The sequence below is a fragment of the Terriglobia bacterium genome (assembly GCA_020072645.1).
Lineage (GTDB): Bacteria > Acidobacteriota > Terriglobia > Terriglobales > Acidobacteriaceae > Angelobacter.
The window spans coordinates 147461-170069 of record JAIQGK010000006.1 but is presented as its reverse complement, the minus strand read 5'-3'; the positions used below and the strand labels follow the sequence as shown (position 1 = coordinate 170069).

General features: G+C 54.0%; 21 protein-coding genes. 7 read left to right on the top strand and 14 right to left on the bottom strand.

Annotated features, from left to right (window positions below; all coding sequences use genetic code 11):
• Positions 1–2: 2 nt before the first annotated feature.
• The 10 genes from lepB (LAO76_10820) to LAO76_10775 form a co-directional block, all read right to left on the bottom strand.
• A complete protein-coding gene (lepB, locus tag LAO76_10820; GenBank protein ID MBZ5491413.1) occupies positions 3–776 on the bottom strand; it encodes a signal peptidase I in 774 nt (257 codons plus the stop codon).
• A 16-nt stretch (positions 777–792) separates the two neighbouring features.
• Entirely contained in the window at positions 793–1560 is a 768-nt protein-coding gene (lepB, locus tag LAO76_10815; GenBank protein ID MBZ5491412.1) for a signal peptidase I, read from the bottom strand.
• A gap of 29 nt (positions 1561–1589) precedes the next feature.
• Positions 1590–2459, bottom strand: a complete 870-nt coding sequence (gene lepB / locus LAO76_10810) for a signal peptidase I (protein MBZ5491411.1) — start codon at positions 2457–2459, stop codon at positions 1590–1592.
• Positions 2456–3232, bottom strand: coding sequence for a ribonuclease III (gene rnc / locus LAO76_10805; protein MBZ5491410.1), 777 nt, complete (start codon positions 3230–3232; stop codon positions 2456–2458). The genes lepB (LAO76_10810) and rnc overlap by 4 nt, the downstream gene beginning before the upstream one ends.
• Entirely contained in the window at positions 3229–4116 is an 888-nt protein-coding gene (locus LAO76_10800; GenBank protein ID MBZ5491409.1) for a hypothetical protein, read from the bottom strand. The genes rnc and LAO76_10800 overlap by 4 nt, the downstream gene beginning before the upstream one ends.
• Before the next feature lie 15 nt (positions 4117–4131).
• Positions 4132–4941 (bottom strand): hypothetical protein, encoded by an 810-nt coding sequence (locus LAO76_10795; GenBank protein ID MBZ5491408.1) that lies wholly within the window; start codon positions 4939–4941, stop codon positions 4132–4134.
• Entirely contained in the window at positions 4938–6437 is a 1500-nt protein-coding gene (locus tag LAO76_10790) for a DUF4932 domain-containing protein (protein ID MBZ5491407.1), read from the bottom strand. The genes LAO76_10795 and LAO76_10790 overlap by 4 nt, the downstream gene beginning before the upstream one ends.
• A 117-nt stretch (positions 6438–6554) precedes the next feature.
• On the bottom strand, positions 6555–7214 hold the full coding sequence (locus LAO76_10785; protein MBZ5491406.1) for a zf-HC2 domain-containing protein: 660 nt from the start codon (positions 7212–7214) through the stop codon (positions 6555–6557).
• Positions 7211–7921, bottom strand: a complete 711-nt coding sequence (locus LAO76_10780) for a sigma-70 family RNA polymerase sigma factor (protein MBZ5491405.1) — start codon at positions 7919–7921, stop codon at positions 7211–7213. The genes LAO76_10785 and LAO76_10780 overlap by 4 nt, the downstream gene beginning before the upstream one ends.
• Positions 7922–8074: 153 nt before the next feature.
• The gene (locus LAO76_10775; protein ID MBZ5491404.1) at positions 8075–8767 is read right to left on the bottom strand and encodes a hypothetical protein; all 693 of its coding nucleotides are present in this window, start codon (positions 8765–8767) and stop codon (positions 8075–8077) included.
• 337 nt (positions 8768–9104) lie between these two features.
• Between LAO76_10775 and LAO76_10770 the strand changes: the two genes are divergently transcribed.
• From LAO76_10770 to LAO76_10760, 3 genes are all read left to right on the top strand, one after another.
• A complete protein-coding gene (locus LAO76_10770) occupies positions 9105–9674 on the top strand; it encodes a BON domain-containing protein (GenBank protein MBZ5491403.1) in 570 nt (189 codons plus the stop codon).
• A gap of 500 nt (positions 9675–10174) precedes the next feature.
• A complete protein-coding gene (locus LAO76_10765) occupies positions 10175–12139 on the top strand; it encodes a multicopper oxidase domain-containing protein (GenBank protein MBZ5491402.1) in 1965 nt (654 codons plus the stop codon).
• A 65-nt stretch (positions 12140–12204) separates the two neighbouring features.
• Complete coding sequence (locus LAO76_10760; GenBank protein MBZ5491401.1) at positions 12205–12891, top strand: SCO family protein; 687 nt, start codon at positions 12205–12207, stop codon at positions 12889–12891.
• A gap of 78 nt (positions 12892–12969) precedes the next feature.
• On the opposite strand, the gene LAO76_10755 is transcribed toward LAO76_10760, so the two are convergent.
• Together LAO76_10755 and LAO76_10750 are read right to left on the bottom strand one after the other, a co-directional pair.
• A complete protein-coding gene (locus tag LAO76_10755) occupies positions 12970–14364 on the bottom strand; it encodes a hypothetical protein (GenBank protein MBZ5491400.1) in 1395 nt (464 codons plus the stop codon).
• 118 nt (positions 14365–14482) lie between these two features.
• Entirely contained in the window at positions 14483–17365 is a 2883-nt protein-coding gene (locus LAO76_10750) for a carboxypeptidase regulatory-like domain-containing protein (protein MBZ5491399.1), read from the bottom strand.
• Positions 17366–17952: 587 nt separating this feature from the next.
• Between LAO76_10750 and LAO76_10745 the strand changes: the two genes are divergently transcribed.
• Positions 17953–18240 (top strand): energy transducer TonB, encoded by a 288-nt coding sequence (locus LAO76_10745; protein ID MBZ5491398.1) that lies wholly within the window; start codon positions 17953–17955, stop codon positions 18238–18240.
• A gap of 138 nt (positions 18241–18378) precedes the next feature.
• Here the strand turns inward: LAO76_10745 and LAO76_10740 are convergent, their stop codons facing one another.
• Positions 18379–19275, bottom strand: a complete 897-nt coding sequence (locus LAO76_10740) for an SDR family oxidoreductase (protein MBZ5491397.1) — start codon at positions 19273–19275, stop codon at positions 18379–18381.
• A gap of 268 nt (positions 19276–19543) precedes the next feature.
• Here LAO76_10740 and LAO76_10735 point away from each other — a divergent pair, with 268 nt between their 5' ends.
• Complete coding sequence (locus LAO76_10735; protein ID MBZ5491396.1) at positions 19544–19768, top strand: DUF6496 domain-containing protein; 225 nt, start codon at positions 19544–19546, stop codon at positions 19766–19768.
• A 98-nt stretch (positions 19769–19866) separates the two neighbouring features.
• Here LAO76_10735 and LAO76_10730 read toward each other — a convergent pair whose 3' ends face one another.
• On the bottom strand, positions 19867–21627 hold the full coding sequence (locus LAO76_10730; GenBank protein MBZ5491395.1) for a pyruvate oxidase: 1761 nt from the start codon (positions 21625–21627) through the stop codon (positions 19867–19869).
• 224 nt (positions 21628–21851) lie between these two features.
• Between LAO76_10730 and LAO76_10725 the strand changes: the two genes are divergently transcribed.
• Complete coding sequence (locus LAO76_10725; protein ID MBZ5491394.1) at positions 21852–22058, top strand: hypothetical protein; 207 nt, start codon at positions 21852–21854, stop codon at positions 22056–22058.
• Between the two features lie 149 nt (positions 22059–22207).
• Entirely contained in the window at positions 22208–22558 is a 351-nt protein-coding gene (locus LAO76_10720; GenBank protein ID MBZ5491393.1) for an RNA-binding protein, read from the top strand.
• Positions 22559–22609 lie beyond the last annotated feature (51 nt).

Genomic DNA, 22609 nt, shown 5'->3' with positions numbered 1-22609 from the left:
GATTAATGCACCAGGTGGAAGAGGCGGTTCCATCGCGTGAGACTAAAAAAATGTACGGTAACGTTTACAAACGCAGCCACGCGATCACCGATCGGTTTCGGCTCGCCGTTTTCTTCAGGCACATCAAACGACCAGAAGACGACCAACGGACGCCCAATAATATTTTCTTTGGGCACAAATCCCCAATAGCGGCTATCCAGACTATTGTCGCGATTGTCGCCCATGGCAAAGTAATGGTCTGGCGGAATGACTACCTCATCCCCTCGAATACTAGCTTGAAGAGTTGCAGCCCACTCCGGCGAAATCTGGCCCATCCCATAGCTGAAAGCGTTAGGAAATTCATCACGATATGTGTCGTAAGTTCCGTTGCGAATCACGTATGGCTCAGCTTGCCTGACGCCGTTCAAATAGACCACACCATCATGCAACCGAATCCGGTCTCCCGGCACACCAATAATGCGCTTCACCAGATACATGCCTTGTTCGGCGGGATTCGGAGTGAGGAACACCGCTGTGTCCCCGCGATGAATTCCACGATACGGCAAGACCCAGCCCAGCTTTCCGCCGCTCAGCGGTGTGAGACGATCGACAAATACATGATCTCCCACCAACAGAGTTCGCTCCATGGAGCGTGACGGAATCTCAAAATGCTGGACCACAAAGGTAAGAATAAAAAGTCCCACAACGAGCACAGACGCAATTCCAGCGATCGACTCCGGCAGTGTCTCTTTTGGGCGCTCCGGCTTTTCTTGATTTCTTTTAAATAACGGCAAAATGTATTCCTGAATTGGATTAATGCACCAGATGGAACATGCGGCTCCAGCGGGTTTCACCGAAAAAATGAGTAACTACATGAACCAGAAAACCTACACGGTCTGCCATAGAGGTGCGCTCGTATTGGTCTTTCGGCGTATTAAACGACCAATAAATAAAGAGCGGTCGCCCGATCACGTTTTCCCTGGGAATGAAACCCCAGAACCGGCTGTCCAGGCTAACGTCGCGATTATCGCCCATGCCAAAAAAATTGTCCGGCGGGACTACCAGTTCACCATCTTTCAAATGTCCCCGCATCACAATGGGCCATTCCGGATTTACGTTTGAGTCACCGTCCGGGGAGACCGCGGGAAATTGGTCGCGATATGGTGAATAGCTTGGTCCGGAATGGACCACATACGGCTCATTCAGGGCTTCGCCATTTCGATAAACTTTGCCATCGCGCAGGTGAATGCGGTCTCCCGGGATTCCGATGATCCGTTTCACCACATACATTCCTGGTTCCTTCGGATGAAGGAAAACAATAATGTCGCCATGGCGGATCTCGCGATACGGAATCAACGGCCCCACATATGCGGCTTTCGACGTGGGTGAAAGGCGATCGACAAAAACATGGTCGCCCACCAGCAGCGTTTGGACCATGGATTCCGATGGGATCTCAAACGCCTGCACCATGAACGTGAGGATGAACAGCCCAGATACCAACACTGAAGCAATCCCGGAGATTGATTCAGGCAGGCTTTCTTTTTCCTTTTCCGGTTTTTTCTCTTTGCTCTTGTCGAACAAACGCGGTTCCTGCTCAGACTATGGATTGATCAGCGAATCAGACGAAACATGCGGTCCCATCGCGCCAAATCCAGCAGGTGGGCCAGTGTCTGTCCTGAATGAATGAGTTTATCACTGGAGCGTCCGGGTTCCGAACCTCGAACCGAGAGATAGATTACCAAGGGCCTGCCCACGATGTTGGCTCGAGGTACAAATCCCCAATAGCGGCTGTCCAGGCTGTTGTCGCGATTGTCGCCCATTACAAAATAATGGCCCGCAGGCACCACCAGTTCGCCGCCATTTACGTAATTCGATAATTCATACCGCCAATGGCGATCAATGTCCCGCGAATAGCCTCGCTGATTGGGAAAATTATCGCGATATCCATCAGGCATCCATTGCTTGTGCACCGCGTAATTTTCCTGGAGCGGCTGGCCGTTCACATAGACGACTTTGTCGCGCAGCCGGACGTGGTCTCCTGGCATTCCAATCACGCGTTTCACCAGAAATTGCGATGGATCGACAGGAAAATAAAAAACTACGATGTCGCCTCGCTCGATTTTTCCATACGGCAGCAGGTGCGCCGATCCCGGCAAGCCGGCATAATGCAGCTTGTCCACCAGCAGGAAGTCCCCGACGAGCAGCGTATTTTCCATTGAGCCGGAAGGGATCTGAAATGCCTGAACGATAAATGTGATCACGTAGATGCTAAAGATCACGACGGTGAAGAACGCTTGTATCCCGAGAAGGTCTTTCGGCTCTCTATGGCCCTTGTGTTCTGGAGCGGCTAGAGGCGCATTTTCTGGCACAATGCCATCAGACTCAACTGTCTGAGGCTCGATCTTAACCTGTGCGGGCACGGCTTCAACCGGCGCGGCTGCCAAAGCTTCTTCGGTCCGGGTTTGGTCCTGATCACTCATTGGTTCTCAGCCTGGGCGCGTAGATGCTCCAGCGCCTGCTTTGCGGCAAGTTGTTCCGCTTTCTTTTTCGTTCCGCCTTCGGCGCGGGCTACATATTCCATCTTGCTTTGTCCCTGTTGATAAATCCGCGCTTCCACGGTGAAAGTCTTGCGATGGTCCGGCCCTTCTTCCTTCACTGTGACATAAACAGGCTGTTGCCTGCCACTCGATTGCAACAATTCCTGCAACGCGGACTTATGATCGGTGAGGCTAAATTCATTTTCGCCGTCGGCAGTGATCGTCTCAAGTTCGGATTCGAGAACCTGACGGATGATGAATTCCCTGGTCTTTTCCAGCCCCGCGTCCAGGTACATGGCGGCGATTACGGCCTCGATGGCATCGGAAAGCAGCGTTCCTTTTGACCGTCCGCCGCTGCGCTCTTCACCACGTCCCAACCGCAGATATTTCCCTAATCCAATCCTGGTTGCTACGCCCACAAGATGTTCTGCGCTCACCAAGTGCGCTTTGAGCTTCGATAGCTGACCTTCGTGAAAGGTAGGAAATTTCTCAAATAGCAGCTGGCTTGTCACCAGCCCGAGCACTGCATCTCCTAAAAACTCAAACTGCTCATTATCGAGTATCTCGGCACAGGCATCCGGACCACCGGCCTTCGATTCCTCATGCGCGTGCGAACTATGCGTTAGCGCTCGCTCCAGCATCTCCGGACGCTTAAAGGTATGCCCCAGCGCGGATTGTAGTGCAGCGAGATCAGAATTCATGGCGAGGGAGCTCATTGTGGCTCCGTTGGCGATCCATTGCGCGGGCCTCTGGCTAGTCCGGCCAGCCGCTCATGCTCAACTTCCGCCAGTTTCTGCAATTCAGGATCGGAACTAGCCAGTTGCAATGCCTGCTCCACGGAACCAAGAGCGGCAGCATATTTCTTTCGATGGTCTTGCGCCAGCGCCAGGTGGTACCAGGTATGGCCATCGGGACGGAATTTGGCCAGCTCCGTCGCCATCTTCAGGTCTTTTTCCGCGCCCGCGTCATCGCCTGTTTTCAACTTCGTGATTCCAAGAGCCGAATACGCCATGGACTGGAGCGTCGTCTTGTAAACCGCCGCCCCATCTGACTCCCCTGAATAGCCTGCTTCAGCGGCCTGAATAGCGCGCGATGCATTGTGCTTGATTGTGCTGACTTTCTTGTCCCGGTCCCGATCGCGATCACCCAGCGAATCTGCCAATGCCGTGGCTGTAAGCACCAGCGCCAGGGGATTGTCTGGATCGAGCGCCAACACACGTTCGCCCATAGCCAGCATTTTTATCGGATTGTTCTCTCGCTGGTACTGCAGCATTGCGCTGGAATAAAGATAACGGCGCAATTCACTCGCAGGGTAGCGATTGGAGAAATCAATCGCGGCGGCCTCTTCCTTTGCAGCGCCGGTCAATGCGTAAGCAGTATTGAAATCCGCGCGCTCCTGTTGGCTTCTCGCCAAGGGACGCGCGGCTGATGGATCTTCCTGCGGCGCACTCTGCGCTAGCGCCGACTTGAGTCCGCTGCCCGGACCCAAGAAAAAAAGCAAGATAGCCAGAGACAACGCTATTCGCTCAAACACGACCTGCCGGCGCGGAGACCGGGCCGTGGATCGAGCGCACGTAACATCTATATGTCCTGAACTCATAAATACAACTGCATTCTACTTCGAAGTTCCCCCGGTAAGGGTGAGCAATCGGCTTTGCTCGCTTTGTGCCAATGCCCCAATTTCCGGGTTGGACGCCGCATTCTCGACAGCGTGCTTCACGGAAATAAGCGCCTCGTCATACTTCTTCTGGTGGTCTTGCGCCAGCGCCAGGTGGTACCAGATATATGGATCGGGTTGGCTCGGATTCGCCTGTGAGGCCGCTTTCAATTCCTTTTCAGCACCAGGATCGTCCCCCATTTTCAATGACGTGATTCCCAGCGCGGAATGGGCCAAGGCTTGCAACATTTTTTTGTAAGCCTCAATCTGTTCAGGACTGGCATTGGCCACGGGAGAAAAGTTTGTATCCATCAATTGCAACGCACGGCTGCCGTTCTTTCTTATTTCAGCAGCCTTTTTGTCGCGGTCCGAATCGGTTTCACTCAGCGAGTCAGCGAGCACGTTCGCGGTAAGGACCAGGGCGACTTCATCGTCCGGATCGACCTGCAAGACTTTTTGTCCAGTGGAAAGGATTTTGGCCGCGTTATTTTCAGTCTGGTACTCATGCATTGCTTTTGCGAACAGTGTGGACTTCAGCTCGCTAGCAGGATACTTGGCGGCAAAATCGTCTGCTGCTTTCTCTGACGCCGCGCCCCCGGAGATGGCATAGGCCACTTTGTAATCGTTAAATTCAGCTTGCGTCTTGGGCTGCAAGACACGCTTGCCCGCCGGTTGTGCATTGGAGGTTTGGGGTTTTGCCTGGCCAAACGCTGCGCTGCCAAGCAGCACGAATGCCAGGGGTAACGTGAGCTGCATGAGTCGGTTCATGGTTTGGCCGTCTTCCGAGCCTGGTAGGGTTCTGTCAGACCTCGCTCCGCAGCTGCTTTTGTGTCTGCCGAGGGATCACCGGCTGCAAGCGCTGCGCGATAATGCTCCACAGCAACGTCGCGCTTGTCCTGAATATCAAAGATTCTCCCCAGGTAGATGTGGCTCCAGGCCAGCATGCGGGAGTCATGCACAGATTGAACTGCCTGCTCAAAGCTGGCGCGTGCCTCTTCCATTTTTCCAGTTAAAGTCGCGATCCTGGCCAAAATGAAAACCGCGTGTCCAGGCGCTTCGCCGCCGTGATTGTGCGCGAGCACCTCATTCGCCAGCTTCTCCGCGCCTTCGCGATCACCGGCTGCAAGCTTCTGCTCCGCGATATTCAACAGGCGATCTTCATTGGGGGCAGGTTGGACTGCGCTCACGATCTCCGGCGTTGCCTGTTCGCGGAACACAACCTCTCTCGCTCTTTTGCGCTCACGTTCCAAACTAATTGTGTGCAACAGGTTACCGTAAGCATTCTTCAGCCCAGTTGAGTCTTTTTCAAAATCGCCGAGTTGATCATAAAGGACCCGAGTCAGCACGAATCCTTCTTCGACCGATCGCTGCACGTAAGCGCTTCTGGCTGCCTCATTGGATTTTGGAATGGTGGTACGCGCTTCAATCGCGCGAATCAGGCATTCATTTACCATGAGCGAGATATCGTTCTTGAAGGCTGTCGCCATGGGCGCAGTTTTCACGTCTTCCAATATCGGTTCCAGCTGTTTCAGAGTGTTTCCGTGAGAAAGCGCCATGGGGTCGAGCACAAAATGTAAATACGTGTGGCGGATCTCCGGAAAACGCACATGTGTTTCATGGTCGGGCGATATAACCATGTAGTAATTGCTGCCAAAATTTCTTGAGTCCACCTGAGCCGGGGAAAGCAGCGGCTCCATATAAATCACAAATCTCTGGCCGGGATAATTGCTGAACGGCACTTTCAAATACAGATCAGTCTGCGTAAGCAGCTGGGATACAGGATCGTGAAGCTGACTGACCAGCGCCTGATATTCCGGTTGATGCTTTCGCCAGAGGCCCCCAATGTTTGCTGCCTGATAAAACTTTTTCAGCGGCGAGAGAACGCCCAGCACACGTCCGGCGTCAGGGGCAAGATCAGCTTCAGGAATAGTGGGAGCAAAGTCAGGCGGCGGGCCCAAATCCAACGCGAGCGAGAGATAAGGCGTTACGTCATTATCTTTGCCGGGCAGTTGGTGATCGATCCAAAATTGGCAGATGGCGTTTCCGGTCTGTTTGGCTTCTGCGGATTGCGTTAACGAGGCGCTCACTTCCGTCCGCACCACTTGCCTGAGAGGCATAGACGTTTCCAGGCCGGCATCGTAGCCGCAACTATTTAAGGCAGCAGCCAGGGTAAAAAACGTCTCGCTAACTTCCAGTTGCGCTTTGGTGGTCTGAGCCAGAGACGTGCCAGACGCCGCCACGAGCAGCAGCACAGACCAGACCAATGGTTGAAGTTTCCGCTTCAGGGTCCCCTCCAAATGTGTTGGGAAACTTAAGTTTAGGCTAGAAAAATAGAAAGGGTCAAACCCTGAGGGCCTGACCCTTCCAGACGAGCGGAAAGCCTATCCCTTCACGTTTATATGGGAAAAGGACATGATCGCTTTTCCTGGAACAGGCCGGCCAAAGGATTGGGCCGGAATAAATAGAGTACGGAGCAGCGCGCGGCCCAACTGCGCCCGCACCTCATCGTCATCGCGCCCGGAAATGATGCGATAATCTTCCACAAACCCCCTGGAATCCACGTACGTCTCAATCACGACGGGCGAATCCAGGTTCAACTGGTCTTCAGGATATTCAGAAACCTGGAGCCGTGGCGGCGTGTAAAAAGTTGATGGAACGTCGTCATTGGCGCTGACCTGAGCCGGCACCAGCAAAACGATCAACACGCCAAAGAAGACTACCGCGAAAAGCACGCCTGCTGTGGCCGGGACCATGACGCCCTGAAAGGTATTTTCCAGCCGCAAGACGCAACGCTGGAACAAACTTAGCGAATTGCGAGCGCGGGTGCTGGAAATGGCCACGCGGATCTTCAACGCCAGATCAGAGGGGGGCTGACGGCGTCCAAGTGATGAAACCAGCGAGCGGGTATTTTCCAAAAGCGCGTATTCTTTCTGGCATCCCGCGCATTGTTCCAGATGGGCGAAGATCTCGTGCATCTCCGTACCACTGACGGCGCGGTCCAGATATGATGAGAACAGGGGCCGGGCCTCTGTACATCTCATGACTGTGCCTCCACTTCTGATTGCGCCGGAGAACGGTGATTCGCTTCCGGCTTGCTTCCCCCTACCTCAGCACCCATTTCGTTAACGAAAGTCTCCAGTCGTTTCTTCAGAGCATCGCGGCCGCGGATCAGGCGGGACTTCACAGTTCCCAGCGAAATCTGCAAAACTTCAGCGATCTCCTCATATGCAAGCCCTTCAATATCGCGCAGCACTACGGTTGTACGATAAGGCTCCGGGATTTGTTTCAATTCCATCTCCACCCGTGCGCGCACTTCCTCATGGGCAAGAATCTCCATGGGCGATTCACTCTTGTCTGCCAGCGTGTCACACAGGCCATAGGAGTTTCCGTCCTGATCCACGTGGGCTTCCATGGAAGTCTCTTTGCTCTTGTGCCGGAACCACCAACGCCTCTGGTTGGAAGCCTCATGTATCGCGATGCGGTAGAGCCATGTCTTCAGGCTGCATTCGCCGTTGAAACGATTCATGCCGCGAAAGACTTTAAGGAATACTTCCTGTGTGGTATCCGCAGCATCTGCAGGGTCAGTCAGAATGCGGTACACAAGGCTGTAAATCGGCTGGTGATAGTGGGTCACAAGCCAGTTGTAAGCCTCTTCAGAGCCGGCCTTTAGCTCGGCAACAATAGAGGCTTCCTCGGCTCTTACGCCGATTGCGCTGGCGATGTTTCCCAATGCTGTTGCTCCCGCCACTCTTCTCATGGCGTCACCCCAATTTTCTCAAGATATGGGCCCCTCTACAACTACCTTTAGTGGTAACGGCGGTAATCTACTCAGGGGATACAGCAATTCCTTCAGGTAAATAGACCCCACCTGGGGGGCACAAGTTCCAGAATCTTTGGAAATTTAGTGAGGAGAAGAGGAAGCCTGTGCCGGAGTCGGCGAGGCATGGGCTGCTGGAGTTGAAGTCTTTTTCTTTGTAGATTTTGAGCGCTTGCGAGCAGGAGTATCGTTCTCGTCGATCACGACCACTTTTCGACCCGGAACCACCGCGCCCGGGCTCTGCCTTGCCTGAACGGAATTGGCGGCAGCCCGGTTCTCGGCTTCCATTTTCCCAGCCGCCTGTTCTATATATGTCGATAAGTTTTGCCGTACGGTATCCAAGGCGGTGGCGTCGCCCTCCAGGGGCTGATACTCCTCTTTCTTGCCATAAGCGCCTGCGGCCTCTGCCATGGAGCTGAGAAACTCATAAACCACGTTCAAGTTGTGATACAGCTTGAAACTAGCCAGCACTCCACCGCGGCTGGTCTGGACATCGCTAACCAGGCCGGGAACGGCATTGGCGATGTTCTTCTGCAATGAATCCGCCACTTGCTGCATCTGTTGTTTTTGCTGCGAATCAGTCTTCCATTTTTCAATGCGCAGCTTTCCCAGGTTGACGTTGGCTGAACTGGTGGCCTTTTGGACTTGCAGGAGAATGGTGTTCAGGTCAGTTTGTGGCGTATCTTGCATCTGCTGAGGCACGGGCGCTTGCTGCCCAACGGCGCCCAACCCGAGACAAAACATCAGGATAAAAATTACCGCTCTTGCAGATTTCATGGGGGAACACTCCTGCAAATACTTGAGATGTGAATCGCCGGCTGCGGGGTTACTTCCCTCTAGCGTCTTTTACCTCTCAGGCAATCGCAGTCGGAGGGGCCAAAGCACTCTAATAGAATACACAAAAGCCTCACTGCCGGTAGCTTGCCGGCAGGCCTATTAAGTTCGCCTTATTCCGAATCTAATTCGATCTTCATTTGCCTTAAGCTTGACCCTGTCAGGGCAGGGTTAAGAATTGTTACCTGAGGGAATCCGTCCGAATCCCATCTTCCGCCTTGACATCTAACAATTAACTAAACAGTTAACCTATAAAAGGCGAAGAATTTTGGAGGAGGCTATGAGAAAGCGTTTGAACATATTTTTAGCTGCGGTCCTGGCATTAGGAACCACAGGATTGGCGTTCGCCGCGTCCGCTGACCAGCAGGTCGCATCAAGTTCCGATGCGCGAATTGAACAACGGCTTACCGGCGAAGTCCGCCATGAACTGAATATGATTCCACAATTTACCGTGTTCGATAATCTCGCTTACCGTGTGAACGGCCGCACCGTAACGCTGTACGGGCAGGTGCGGGATGCGATTGTGAAGGATTCGGCAGAAGCCCGCGTCAAGCATCTGGAAGGCGTGGAGCGAGTAGATAACCAGATCGAGATACTCCCGGCTTCGTTCAATGACGACCGCATTCGCCATCGAGTGGCAATGGCGGTATTTAACGATTCCCGCTTGTTCAATTATGGGATCCAGCCCACGCCGCCAATCCACATCATAGTGAAGAACGGCCATGTGGAGCTGGTAGGAATGGTAAGGACCCAGGCAGACAAGGATGATGCGTTCATCCGCGCCAATGGTGTTCCCGGAGTTTTCTCCGTGCAGAACAATCTGCAAGTGGAACAACCGAAGAAAGGCTAAAAATAAGCAATTCACCTGACTGAGACGCAGACCTGCTGCGTCTCTTTTTTTGGCTACGCCCCATAGCATTTCCTATCGCAGTTAAATCCGTCATCCCTCAAAGCAATTAGCGCGACGGGTTGAGGCCGAGCGCTTCTTCATTGCGCTGATGGAAACCGGTCTGCCCAAAATTAAGATTTACTTAAAATCACTTATTGACCGGCATTGCCGCCGCGTTTACTATCCCACCAAGCTTCACAATACGACGGATGTAGACGAGAGGATTTGGACTCGATGCTTTGCATCGCTTGGTCGAATCCTTATGACAAATCAATCAGAACAAGGCCGTTTTCCGGATCAGTTCGGGTGCTGACAATCGCGCAAAATAAGATTCCAGCGGTCTTTGCCATAAGCTTCCGGGTCCCTTAGCCACGTGAAACCTTGTCTCCGCAGCCATAGCCGCGGAAAGACAGCATACGTGTCCTCAAATGCCACCAAAACTTAAGTCAGACGGAGCTTGTATGTATTTCAACGCGAATGGAGAGAAAGTCTCTCGCGCACGATGGAAAGAGATGTACAACGCCTTTAAAAACCGGCAGGAGCTTGTAAAAGCCGGATTAACCAGCCGCCGTGATCTGATGAGAATGGGCCTGCTGACCGGCGCAGGTATGCTGATCGCCAAGAAAGGCCTGAGCAGCCGCGCATGGGCCGACACGTGGGGCAGCGGCAGCAACTGCTATTCCGGAAGCAGCGGCTGCGGCAACTGTGCCAGTCCTACGACGCGTCCGTGGGTAATGAACATGCCCATTCCGCCGGTAAAGCAGCCTATCGCTCTTTCCGCACTCACCGGGCCGGCGCCGACCATCGCTCCTAACAACGCAATCAATCCCGCAACTGGCATTGCGTATGAAGGCCGCACGCGGGCGCATCAGTCACCCATCGGCAGCAATGGGAATCTTCCCTTTCCTGCGGCAACCGTGTATCAAGTCAGCCAGCAGGTGGCGAATGTGAGCATGTCGCCCGACCTGCCTATGCAAAGATTGTGGACCTTTGACGGCATGAGCCCCGGCTCGACTTACGTGAGCCACTACGGCACGCCGATCCTGATCCGCAATTACAACAACCTGCCTTCTGACAACGGCGGATTTGGAATCAACTCGGTTTCCACGCACCTGCACAACGCCCACACGCCTTCAGAGAGTGACGGCTTCCCTTGTGATTACTTCGCTTCCGGCCAGTATTATGACCAGTACTATCCCAACCAGCTTGCTGGCTTCCTCTCTGATCACGTATCGACGAACGGCGACATCAATGAGGCGCTGAGCACGCTGTGGTATCACGATCATCGCGAAGGCTTCACGGCGCAGAACGTCTACAAAGGCTTGGTCGGTCATTACATCCTGTTCAATAACTACGACACCGGAGACGAGACCACCGGGTTCCGCCTGCCGTCGTTCCCAACCTATGACATTCCAATGATGTTTGCCGACCGGTGCTTTGATGCGACTACCGGCGACCTGGTGTTCGATACGTTCAACACTGACGGCATCCTGGGCGACAAGTTCCTGGTCAATGGAGTGATCCAGCCGGTGCTGCACGTGAGTCCGCGGCGCTATCGCTTCCGCTGGATCAATACCGGGCCGTCTCGGTTCCTCCAGATTCACCTGACGGACCTGAACAACCTCACCACTTCACAGCCGTTCTGGCAGATTTCGAATGACGGCAACTTGCTGCCGAAGCCGATCCAGGTGCCGGCGGTCGCGCTGGGAGTAGCGGAACGCGCGGACGTGGTTATCGACTTCTCGAAGTATGCAGGCAAGACGATCTATCTCGAGAATCGCCTGCTTCAACCGAACGGACAGGGTGGCCCCACGGGGTCTGTCTCATCTCCAGGGCAGGGATTCCTGATGCTACGGATTGTGGTGGACCAGCCCGCCGCGCAGGACAACAGCGTAGACCCGGCAACGCCGCCGAGCTATTACGCCCTGCCCAGCGTGAGCGGCACGCCGCGCGTGAGCCGCACATTTAACTTTGACCAGGGCCGCAATGGCCAGTGGACCATCAATGGCAGCCTCTTCAGTTGCACTACGGCGCGCTTCACCGTGCAGCAGAACAGCCTGGAGCAATGGTATCTCGATAATGGGTGGAACTGGTCGCATCCGATTCACGTCCACATGGAAGAGCACCAGGTCACTCAGGGTGCGCCTGGCCTGTACGGCAGCAGCAGCGACGATTCATGGGACTACAGCCGCTACAGCAGCCAGTACTGCTGGTCAGGATGTACGAGTAATTCTCCGACCGGTGTAAACCTGGCGCGCAAAGATACCGTCCGTCTGGTACCGAAAGCCAATGCAACCATCCGGATGCGCTTCCGCGACTGGCTTGGACGCTACGTGATGCACTGCCATAACGTGATTCACGAAGATCACGCCATGATGTTGCGCTTCGACGTGGGCACAACCGGCGACACCAAGACAAATCCGTAAACCCGGCCGGCAGCAGCATATGCACGCGATCTGCTGCCACCAAATACTTGAAAGGAGTTTCAAAGATGTCAGAAGTCAGCAGAAGAAAGTTGTTCGCCGGGTTTGCCGCTGTGCCCTTTCTGGGAGCGCTAGCGGCCCACGGTGAAGAAACCGGCGCTCGGACAAGCAGTACTGTCGCGCCTGCTCATAAGTTCGCCCCTCCGCTGCCTGGGCGCGAGATCCTGCGCCGGCGGTACTTTCCCAACGTCGAACTGGTGACGCACACCGGCAAAAAAGTGAAGTTTTACGATGATGTGCTGAAAGACAAAATCGTAATTCTCAACATGATGTATGCCGATTGCGAAGGCGTGTGCCCCACCATCACAGCCAACCTCAAGCACGTGCAGAAGATCCTGCATGAGCAGATCAATCACGAGATCTTCATTTATTCCATGACCGTCAAGCCGGAACAGGACACACCTGCCAAGCTCAAGCAATATGCGAAGATGCACGGCATCAACGACAAATACTGGACCTTTCTCACCGGCAAGCCGGAGGAAGTTGACATGCTTCGGCACCTGACCGGCTTTGCCGATCCCAATCCTGAGATCGACAAGGACAAAGCGAGGCATAGCGGAATGATTCGGTACGGAAATGAGCCGATGGCTTTATGGGGCACTTGCCAGGGCAGCGGCGAGCCCGAGTGGATGGCGCAGGAAATTGGATTTGCTATCCCGCGCGAATTTAAGAGACATCCTGCGATCAACGAATAGTGCTCAATGAGTAGATGTTAATGGAAGAAAACTGGGGCCTCGCGAGAGACCCCAGTTTTTTTGCTTGACCCCCGTTGATTATCTGTCGTCTTTGCCCTGATCGTGATGGCTGTCGTCACCATCGTTGGGCGGCTGTTCATCATCGCCGTTGCTGATGGCCACGATGTTTTGTGAGCTATGCAGGCGAACGCTACCGATACCGCGCGTGTCGCCGCGATCGTCATTAGGCTTGGGTGTGTGATATCCGGTAAAAGTCATCACGCCATCGTGTTCGCCCATGCGAACAAATGACGGGCCGTAAATGCGGCCATTAAACCAGCCCAGAGAATCGCCAACCACAGGCCGGTTCGCCGGAATAGTCACATCCGTACCGTTTACATTCACCGTCAGCGGGATGGTGGATGCAATGGGGTTCTGGATGCCATTGATGACGGTCCAGTTACGGAGGTCGGTCGATTGTGCAAAGCCCAGGAAATGGAACGCGTCAGAGTCTCCATCCAGGCAGTTTCCGCCGGAGAAAATCAATCCCCAGGTGCCGTCTCCAAATTGCATCAGTGTTCCGCGCGGACCAACATAGCGAATGTCCGTGGGGCCAACGCCGGCGATGTCGTTCAATCCATTGATTGGGCCGAGATCGGTAAAGTTGATTCCGTCTTCAGTTGAAGCCATGCGCGGAATGGAGATGTCATGGCTGGCCGCCGTTTCACCGAAAGCTACCGGCTTGCCGCATTGCTGAGCTAACGGCAACGCCGTCGCGCCAGTTTTGTCGCCATTCAGGATTTTCTGCACATACAGAATCGTCTTCGGCGAAGAGCCCGGAATTTCAGCAATGATGCCGTCCGGATTCAAAAGACCTGTTGTCCTTGGCGCGGCAAAATCCACGGTTGCGGGTAACGGGTTCAGTGGAGCGCCCGCCTCCGGAAACAACTCATGAACCACGAGCCCGCTGACATCAACCTGGCTGGCGCGGCGATCAAGGTTGTACAGGAAACGATGACCGTTGATCGTCATCGCATAAGGATGACCGAGGCCGGCTTCGCTTGCCAGATCAACGTTGTCGCTGGCCGGGCAGATCCCTTTGTTCAACTCCATAACCTCCTGCGTGAATTGCCAGGTCTGGCCGAAATCAGTGGATGTTGCCGCCACAACGGCTTCATTGCTGTTGCGCGGACGATAGTCGAAAAAGCCGTGCATCGTTTTGCCTGAATTTGTAACAAAGGCAAAATAGTAAGGCGCCATCCGCTGCGTACCAGGATTGGGTTGCGGAACACCATTGATGCAATATCCCGCGGACGGAGCAGCATTGCTGGCCCCGCGCTGCTGGAGGGTCCAGGGGCCGCCGGTTATGTGGCCTTGCTGCGGAAGGCTCTCGGCGGTCCACACGTTTCCTTTTACCACCTGCGCGGAAACCGGGACCACCAGAAGAACCAGCATAGCGATCAGTACATGGAAAGACAGCTTTTGGTTGTGCACAAATATCTCCTTGCCGGCGGCGATTACAGTGCCGCGGGCGATCTATGACCTACCGGAAGACGGAACAATTACTAGTACCGTTGCCTTTCATCCGTTGGGGGAGATGCTCTGCAAAACTTTAGAAGCTGAACCGTGCTCCCATCTGTACCTGTCTGGGGCCACCAAACCTGGTGGTGAACGGCGCAAACAGCGCCTGGCCCGCAGTGGGATTAGGAGCGGCCGCGTTCCCGTATAAGCTCACTGCGTCGGGACCGTAGCCTTTGTTGGTGTTGTGCGTCACGTTAAAGAATTCAGCGAACGTCTCTAATTTTGAATGCTCGCCGGTGCGGAATGACTTCAGAATACGCATGTCGAGATCATTGAAGGGGCTTCCGCGCATGCTATTGCGTCCCGCCACATGTCCGTTGATGATGGCGCGGTCGTTATCGTCGTTGCCATCATTCTGCGTATCGAACCCGATCAGCGGAGTGAATGGCGCAGCGGAGCGGTTCAGCGTAATGGCGCTGATAGTAAAGCCGTGCGGCAGGTCCAGAATGCCGCTCAAACGCAGGTTGTTGCGAATGTCATTCTTTGAAGGACCGGCATCTAATTCAGGCAATAGCGGATCAAGCGCTCCTTCGCGGTTGAATACGCGCTCCCCTGATTCGTCATCGCGATTCCATGCCAGCGTGTACCCCGCCTGGAACTGCAGGTGGTGGCTCAGGCGGCGGTTGACGGCGAAATCAAATCCGTCATACGTGGAATGCGCTTCAGATTGATTGACTGACAAAGGACCAATTGACGGATTGGGACGGACGGTTGGAAAAATCGGCATACCGGTCGCGTCGAACGTAGCGGGAAAGAGGTTTTGGTCCAGGCGGCGTTGCAGGTTCCAGGTTGAGTTGCGAGTGTAACCGCCGGAAATCGACCATGCATCACCGATGGCAGTTTCCACGCTGGCGCTGGCCTGGAATGAACGCGGGTTCTTGAAGTTGGGATCGAAGCCGACGACCTTCGTTGGGGCCGGAGCTACGCCGGCAGGAATACCAACCAGGGTGTTCGGGAATTGAACGAAGTTGAGGAGCTTTTTGTCGACCTTGCTATCAAAGACAAGGGTGTTCAATCCGTTGTCAGTAAACATGCGCTGGAACAGGTTGGCCGGAGTGCGTGCATCGTACATGCCGGCAGAGGCGCGGATCACGGTTGTCCCGTGGCCTCTGGGATCCCAGGCGAGTCCGAGTCGCGGCTGCCACATGGCCAGATCGTTGGGAATCGTTTGCGTCACGGCGAAAGCCGGATTCGGATTCGGCGGCTGCGGATTCCACTGGCCATCCCAGCGGAAACCGGCGTTGACCATCAGGTTCCGGGTAAGCGCGAACTTGTCTTGAATGAAGAAGCCCAGTTCGTGCTGAGTGGCGTCATAGATCAACGAATTTGGATCGCCATTCGTCGGAAGCGTGATGCGATAGCGGGCAATTTTGCCAGCTTCGAAATCAGCCAGTGACTTGAAATCGTACCGGCCGGCCATGAATGTTTCACGTAGCTGGCGGGAAGGAGTGATATTGCCATCCGCGCCAAAGCGAATCGAATGGCGGCCCTTGGTGATGCTGAAATTGTCAGTCAATTCATAACGCTTGTTATCGAACATACGTGGATGCGTGACTTCAGTGCCGAGCGTTCCGACACCAGTGATCACCACCATGGACGTCTGCGCATTGGGTTGTTCAAAGCGATAATCCGTGGCGTACTGCCCGCGAAGTTCGTTCAACAAGGAAGAACTGAATGCGGATACCAGGCTGACCTTGCCCGCGACGCTGGATCCTTGACGATCAAAGTTCGTGGACTCTGCAATGTCATTCGTGCGCGGCGACAGCCCAAAATTCTGTGCGTCGAGGTTCGCGTACATTACTTCCACATTCAGCATGTGCTTGGAAGTGATGGAATGGTCCAAACGGCCAAAGGTGGAAGTTACGTTATTTGTTCCGTTGTCCACTCCCTGCAAAGCCAGTAGGCTGGCGGGCAGCGTTACGCCCGCAGGTTGTGGCTGGAACTGAACGGTGAAAGGCAGGTCCAGAAAATTCTGCTCGGCGGCGACAAAAAAGAATGTGCGGTCTTTCTTGAGGTGTCCGCCCAGAGACCCACCGAACTGGTGTTGCATATTGACCGCCGGATTGCCGAACGCGTCCGGTGAAGTAAGGTCAGAGTTGCGATTCATGTAGAAGCCTTCACCATGCCAGTCATTGGTCCCTGACTTGGTTACGGCGTTCACAAAGCCGGCGTTCGTGCGCCCGACTTCGGCATCAAGACCGCTGCGCACTACCTGGAACTCTCGTACGGCAGCCAACGGAAAGAAGAACACTGGATCATTACCGCCGCGCTGGTTGCCTTGCAGCGGATCATTGAAGTCCGCGCCATCGAGCGCAACATAAGAATTGATGGAACGCTGGCCGGAGATTACCAGGCCGTTGCGATCTGATTCCTGGTAAATGTCTGGGGTCAGCTGCACAAAATCAGGGAAAGCGCGGCCACGGATAGGAGCCGACGTAATCGAGCGCAAATAGACGCTCGAAGAACTCGACACATCATGCGTGTCAATTGGGCTATCTGTATTCATCACCATCGTCTGCGTCTGCACGGTCTGCTCTTTGCCGCCCGTATCCTGGCTGGCGGACTTTAACGCCAATGCCATTGTGTGGCTGCGGCCCACAGTAACAATCGCTTCTACTTCATCTGTCTTAAACTCGGCTTGCGAGGCCTGGACAAAATAACGGCCCACCGGCAGCGCCTGGGCCTCAAACTGCCCGCGACTATTGGTATGCAATTCGCGCACATAGCCGGTCTCAGCGTTTCGGACTGTAATGGCTGCGTTCGCGGCGGGTGTACCGTCCGCATTGCTGATCTCACCGCGCAGACCACCTGCGCCGGCATCAGACTGGGCAACCATGGCCTGAGCTAAAAGCAACATCAAAAGAACAAGTGAACCGATCAATATTGGTTGACGACGAAGTAGCCTTTGCAGCATTTTCTTTCCTCTTCCACTTTGGTTTGCGCAACTTCGGTTGTTCGTCCCATGGACGCTCCACCGATCCAGTTGCAGTGATTCTGTGCGGGCTGATTATCTATGCTGCAAACAATACGTGTTAGTTACTTGGGTCGTATTACCAGAGGCTTTCTGCTGATTTGTTTAGTGGCGCTTTCCCATTTTGGAACTCGTTCCGGATAGCAGCGGCATGTTCGCATATGGGTTACCGGGTCCCGCTTTATAAAGTGACCCATGTTTTATTAGCCCTGTTCCATTTTGGAACTACAGAAAACCCAGCTATACGAAAGTAATGTGGCGTAGTGAGCAATTACAAAAGGGCAATGCCGTGTTAACTTCCGTGAGCACGCGAATGTTTTTGTACTGGAGTGCACGCGATATTTAGAGCAATATTCATATGCATAAACGCCGTTAAAAACTAACCGCTGCAAAAAGAGTTTTGACAAACTCCCATGGATTGCAAGAGTGCAAGCGAGACTATGATCCTCAACTTTTCAAACCGCACATTTCGTTTCTTTAGATCGAGCTTCGCTATTTTGATCGCCACACTACTTTGGAATACGCTTGCTATGTCGCCGGCGATTTCGCAGACCACACAAGCGCAAGCCAACACACGTAAGCTCAAAGTCAGTGTGCCGCCGGAATATCCGGAGCTTGCACGCAAGATGAACATCCAGGGCGTGGCACGCGTGCTGCTTACCGTCACACCGGAGGGCAAAGTAGTTGGGGTGAAGGAACTTGGCGGCAATCCGGTCCTGGTAGCTTCTCTGGTCCAGGCGGTTCGCAAGTGGAAGTATGAATCAGCAGACCGTGAGAGCGAGATTGAAGTGCGATTTGAGTTCACCCAGAATCATTAGAGCTATTCGGCCGCATTGAGTCTATCGAGTCGCGATGGATAGCACTTTTTATAAAAATAGCAACTTGAATCCATCCATAAAAATAGTTTGTGCGCGACAATTTAAAAATTAATCTGGATTGTCGCGCACAAAATCTCTTCAGGCGGCAGTAGTTTCGCCACCCAGCAGGGTCAACACTTCGCCAGTGATATAGCTGGAATCCGCCTCAGAAGCAAAAAACACAAAAGCAGGCGCAACCTCTTCCGGCTGGGCGGGACGTTCCATGGGTGTCGCCTTTCCGTGCTCTGCCGCCTTCTCTGCAGGTTTATCGGCGATGTTAAGTGGAGTCCATACCGGACCTGGAGCTACGCAGTTCACGCGGATCTTCTTTTCCACCAGATTTTGCGCCAGCGATTTAGTGAAGGCATGGATTGCGCCCTTGGTGGAAGCGTAATCGAGAAGATCTTTATTGCCCTGCAGTCCGGTAATGGAACCGGTATTCACAATTGCGCTGCCGGGTTTCAGGTGAGACAGCGCGGCCTTGGTCATGTGAAAGTAGCCGAATATGTTGGTGCGGAAAGTATTTTCCCACTGTTCTTCAGTTAGGTCCTCGATGGATTCCTGGTGCTGCTGAAAAGCTGCGTTATTCACCAGAATGTCAAGGTGGCCCAATTCCTCCACGGTTTGCTCCACGGCGTCGCGGCAGAAATCCGGATCTTTTACGTCCCCCGGAATCAATACACAACGTTGCCCTTCAGCTTCAACCGCTTTGGCGGTTTCCTGCGCGTCTTTCTGTTCTTCTGGAAGAAAGACTATGGCAATATCTGCGCCTTCGCGCGCATAGAGAACGGCGACGGCGCGGCCGATTCCGGAATCTCCACCGGTGATCAAGGCGACTTTATCGCGAAGCTTGTCCGCTCCTCGATACAGTGGGGCTTTATATTTTGGGCGAGGCTCCACGTCCGCTTCAATCCCTGGATGAGGCTGGTGCTGTTTGGGAAAAGGCGGCTTCGGCTCTTTCTGTTGAATTTTTGATGATTTTGTTTCAAACGCCATCAGCTTGCCTTTGGACTGGGCTTTGATGTCTTTTTCTGTGTAGCGGGACGCCGCGCCATGATTCCTCTCCTTTTGCGAACTCTTCAAATTCTTGTACTGAATGTCTCATTCAAGAAGGATGAACTTTTCTGGCGAGAGGATGGTGCAGGTGGAAGGAGTTTCGCGCAGCTCAGCTTCGCTTTGGAGGTTATCTTTCGCCGCTTGAACAGCACCTGCCAAGGCGCAACTCAATTCCGCTCTGATGCTTCTCAATAATCAGGGAGGAAAAATGGCAAACAAGAAACGTTCCAGTTCGAAAAAGAAATCCAGCGGTCGCAAGTACGGCAAGGCAGCCGGCAAGTCAGTGAAGAGCGCCATGCATAGAAAGAAAAAAGGTACGCTTAAATCCGGCAAGGGTGGCAAAGGCGGCAAGGTGAAGAGCCGCAAACAGGCAATAGCGATCGGACTCTCTGAAGCGCGTGAGAAGGGCGCGAAGGTGCCCAAAAAGAAGTAGGCGCCCAGCAACCAAGACCTGACAGGTCAGGGCGAAAAAGAAAAAGGCGAAGCACCCGGAAGCTTCGCCTCTTTCTTAATAGCCATTCTTTTCCAACGTCACACCAACTCTCTCACTTTGTCGGCAATCTGCGTGGCAATTATCTTTTTGCGGTTGGGCTCGCCACGAACCAGGGACTCCGTAAATTTCGCTGCCTGCTCAAATGTAATTTTTGCGGGCATAGGAGCCTCAAATGGATCGACCACTGCTTCAATCACCACCGGACCGGCGGCATTGGAGGTGAGTGCACGGTCCAGAATGGCGCCACAATCTTTAGGATCGTCAACACGGAAGCCGACAGCACCGCACGCCTCCGCGAATTTCACAAAATCGATTGGCGCAAGATCCACCCCATATTCTGGATTGCCGAGAAAGACCATCTGCTCCCACTTGATCTGGCCCAGAGTGTTGTTCTTCACCACTACCACGATGATCGGAAGTTTGTATTTCACAGCAGTCACGAGTTCCGCCATGAGCATGCTAAAGCCGCCATCGCCCACAAACGCAACGCATTGGCGATCCGGGTGCGCAATTTGCGCGGAGATCGTATAGGGCAATCCACATGCCATGGTGGCAAGCGTGCCGGAACAGGAATACATCTGTCCGCGTTTGGCCAGAATGTGGCGGGCCCACCAGGTGGTAATCGTCCCACTGTCGGAGCTGACGATCGCATCATTGCGCAGCCGCTTCCCTAACTCGTGGGCAATCACCTGTGGCTTCATCGGCTTTTCCGTATTAGTGGAGCGCTTGCTCATCAGCTCCCACCACTCTTTCATTCCCTTCTGCGCTGTCTCCAGGAAGCTGCGATCTTTATTGCGATTCACCAGCGGCAGCAGCGCTTCCAGCGTGCGGCGACTGTCTCCCACCAGGCCAACTTCAACGTCATACCGCAACCCAATGCGTACAGGATCAAGATCTATCTGCACCGCTTTCGCTTTCCCGGGCTTTGGCATGAACTCGATATAAGGAAAAGATGAGCCGACAATTAATAACGTGTCGCAATTTTCCAGAGCTTCCTGTGAAGGCTTGGTGCCAAGAAGTCCGATGCCGCCGGTCGTGTATGGATTCTCATCGGGAACCGCCGCTTTGCCCAGCAGCGCCTTCACGATAGGCGCGCCGAGTTTTTCCGCGGCCTGTTCCAGCGCGTCAGTCGCATGCAATGCGCCCTGCCCGGCAAGGATCGCTATCTTTTTTCCAGCGTTGAGCACATCCGCGGCGCGACGCAGGTCGGACTCATTGGGAAAGTGACCGCCATCCGCATGAACAAGCGATACATGTCCCTTGATATTGCGCTTGGATGCGGTTTTGCGTTCGGCCTTCATGTCCTGAATATCTGTGGGAAAAGCGATGTGCGCCACTTTGTGATAGACGGTGGCCGTGCGGCAGGCTAGCTCGGTGATGTTTTCAACATGAGTTGGGCCCATCACGCGCGTGTTGTAAGCAGCCACATCCATAAAAAGACGGTCCAGCGCGACATCCTGCTGCGTGAACGTGTCATTGAGGTCGTGATATGGCAGACCAGTAATGGCCAAGACGGGAGCGCCGTCAAGCTTCGCGTCATAAAGCCCGTTCAGCAGATGAACTCCTCCTGGGCCTGAAGTGGCGAGGCACACGCCGAGCCTTCCCGTAAACTTGGCGTGAGCGCAGGCCATGAAGGCGGCAGCTTCTTCATGCCGTACCTGAACAAAACGAATTTGATCCTGGTGCGTCCGCAAAGATTCCATGATTCCGTTAATGCCATCTCCCGGCAACCCAAAAATGACATCGACTCCCCAGTCGATCAATCCTTCAATCAACACATCAGCAGCAGTTTTGGCCATCGCGACACTCTCCTTCATCCTGGACTATAGAAATTAGGATGCGAGGCAACAACACGCTGTTTTCGCGATTGGGTCGAGAAAACTCAAATGCAGCGGCGTTATGTTATTCGTTGAGATGAGTAAAACTGCTTTCTGTGGTGCGTCACGAGCGCGCATAACGTACAATAGAGAAAAGGGCGGGCTGGTTGGCTCTCCTCATAAAATCTGAAATCTCAGGAGTGCTCATGGCTGGAAGCTCTCGAACTACCTTTGCAAAGCGCCAAAAAGAGCGGCAGCGGCAGGAGAAACAGGCTGAAAAAGCCCAACGCAAGCTGCAACGCAAGACACAAGACCAGGAGACGGCCCCCAACGCTCCTGAAAAGCCCAAAGACCTGACCGTTACCTATAACGAAGAAGGCATTCCGGAAGGTTTCGGGTTTCACGATTTTTAGGCACTTTGGGCGGCGCTCCCGCCCAAAGGTGTAGTATTAAGTAGAAGTTTAGTTGTCCTCGACTCAGATAGACACATTTCCCGCATTCGTCCCTGCCTATTTCTGCTGAGAACAGCACCACCCCTAGCAACAACGACAAAGGAGTCGCAGTGAAGAAGATTTACGTTGGCAATTTCTCATTCCACATGACAGAACCTGAACTCAGGGCGCTGTTTGAGCCTTTTGGAGCCATTGACAGCGCATCGGTCGCGACCGATCGCGATACAGGCCGGTCCCGCGGTTTTGGTTTTGTCCAGATGCCCAACGATGATGAAGCAGAAAAAGCGATGGCAGCACTGAACGGCAAAGACTCCGGCGGGCGGGCACTTACGGTAAATGAAGCGAGACCGCAAGCTCCCCGTAGCGGGTTTGGAGGCGGAGGCGGTGGTGGCCGGGGCCGTGGAAACGACCGTGGCGGCAATGATCGTGGACCGCGTCAGCGTCGTGAACCCCGTTGGTAAGACCCAGCGTAGCTCGGCGTATGCGAGGGACAGCGGAAGCTGGTTCCAATG

Bases quoted from the DNA above. Each gene is read 5' to 3' on its own strand.
- LAO76_10725 (MBZ5491394.1), top strand. From the start codon at position 21,852: ATGGCTGGAAGCTCTCGAACTACCTTTGCAAAGCGCCAAAAAGAGCGG.
- rnc (MBZ5491410.1), bottom strand. From the start codon at position 3,232: ATGAGCTCCCTCGCCATGAATTCTGATCTCGCTGCACTACAATCCGCG.
- LAO76_10740 (MBZ5491397.1), bottom strand. From the start codon at position 19,275: ATGGCGTTTGAAACAAAATCATCAAAAATTCAACAGAAAGAGCCGAAG.
- LAO76_10760 (MBZ5491401.1), top strand. From the start codon at position 12,205: ATGTCAGAAGTCAGCAGAAGAAAGTTGTTCGCCGGGTTTGCCGCTGTG.
- LAO76_10745 (MBZ5491398.1), top strand. From the start codon at position 17,953: ATGTCGCCGGCGATTTCGCAGACCACACAAGCGCAAGCCAACACACGT.
- LAO76_10800 (MBZ5491409.1), bottom strand. From the start codon at position 4,116: ATGAGTTCAGGACATATAGATGTTACGTGCGCTCGATCCACGGCCCGG.
- LAO76_10750 (MBZ5491399.1), bottom strand. From the start codon at position 17,365: ATGCTGCAAAGGCTACTTCGTCGTCAACCAATATTGATCGGTTCACTT.
- LAO76_10735 (MBZ5491396.1), top strand. From the start codon at position 19,544: ATGGCAAACAAGAAACGTTCCAGTTCGAAAAAGAAATCCAGCGGTCGC.
- LAO76_10770 (MBZ5491403.1), top strand. From the start codon at position 9,105: ATGAGAAAGCGTTTGAACATATTTTTAGCTGCGGTCCTGGCATTAGGA.
- LAO76_10765 (MBZ5491402.1), top strand. From the start codon at position 10,175: ATGTATTTCAACGCGAATGGAGAGAAAGTCTCTCGCGCACGATGGAAA.
- LAO76_10775 (MBZ5491404.1), bottom strand. From the start codon at position 8,767: ATGAAATCTGCAAGAGCGGTAATTTTTATCCTGATGTTTTGTCTCGGG.
- LAO76_10785 (MBZ5491406.1), bottom strand. From the start codon at position 7,214: ATGAGATGTACAGAGGCCCGGCCCCTGTTCTCATCATATCTGGACCGC.
- lepB (MBZ5491411.1), bottom strand. From the start codon at position 2,459: ATGAGTGATCAGGACCAAACCCGGACCGAAGAAGCTTTGGCAGCCGCG.
- LAO76_10795 (MBZ5491408.1), bottom strand. From the start codon at position 4,941: ATGAACCGACTCATGCAGCTCACGTTACCCCTGGCATTCGTGCTGCTT.
- LAO76_10730 (MBZ5491395.1), bottom strand. From the start codon at position 21,627: ATGGCCAAAACTGCTGCTGATGTGTTGATTGAAGGATTGATCGACTGG.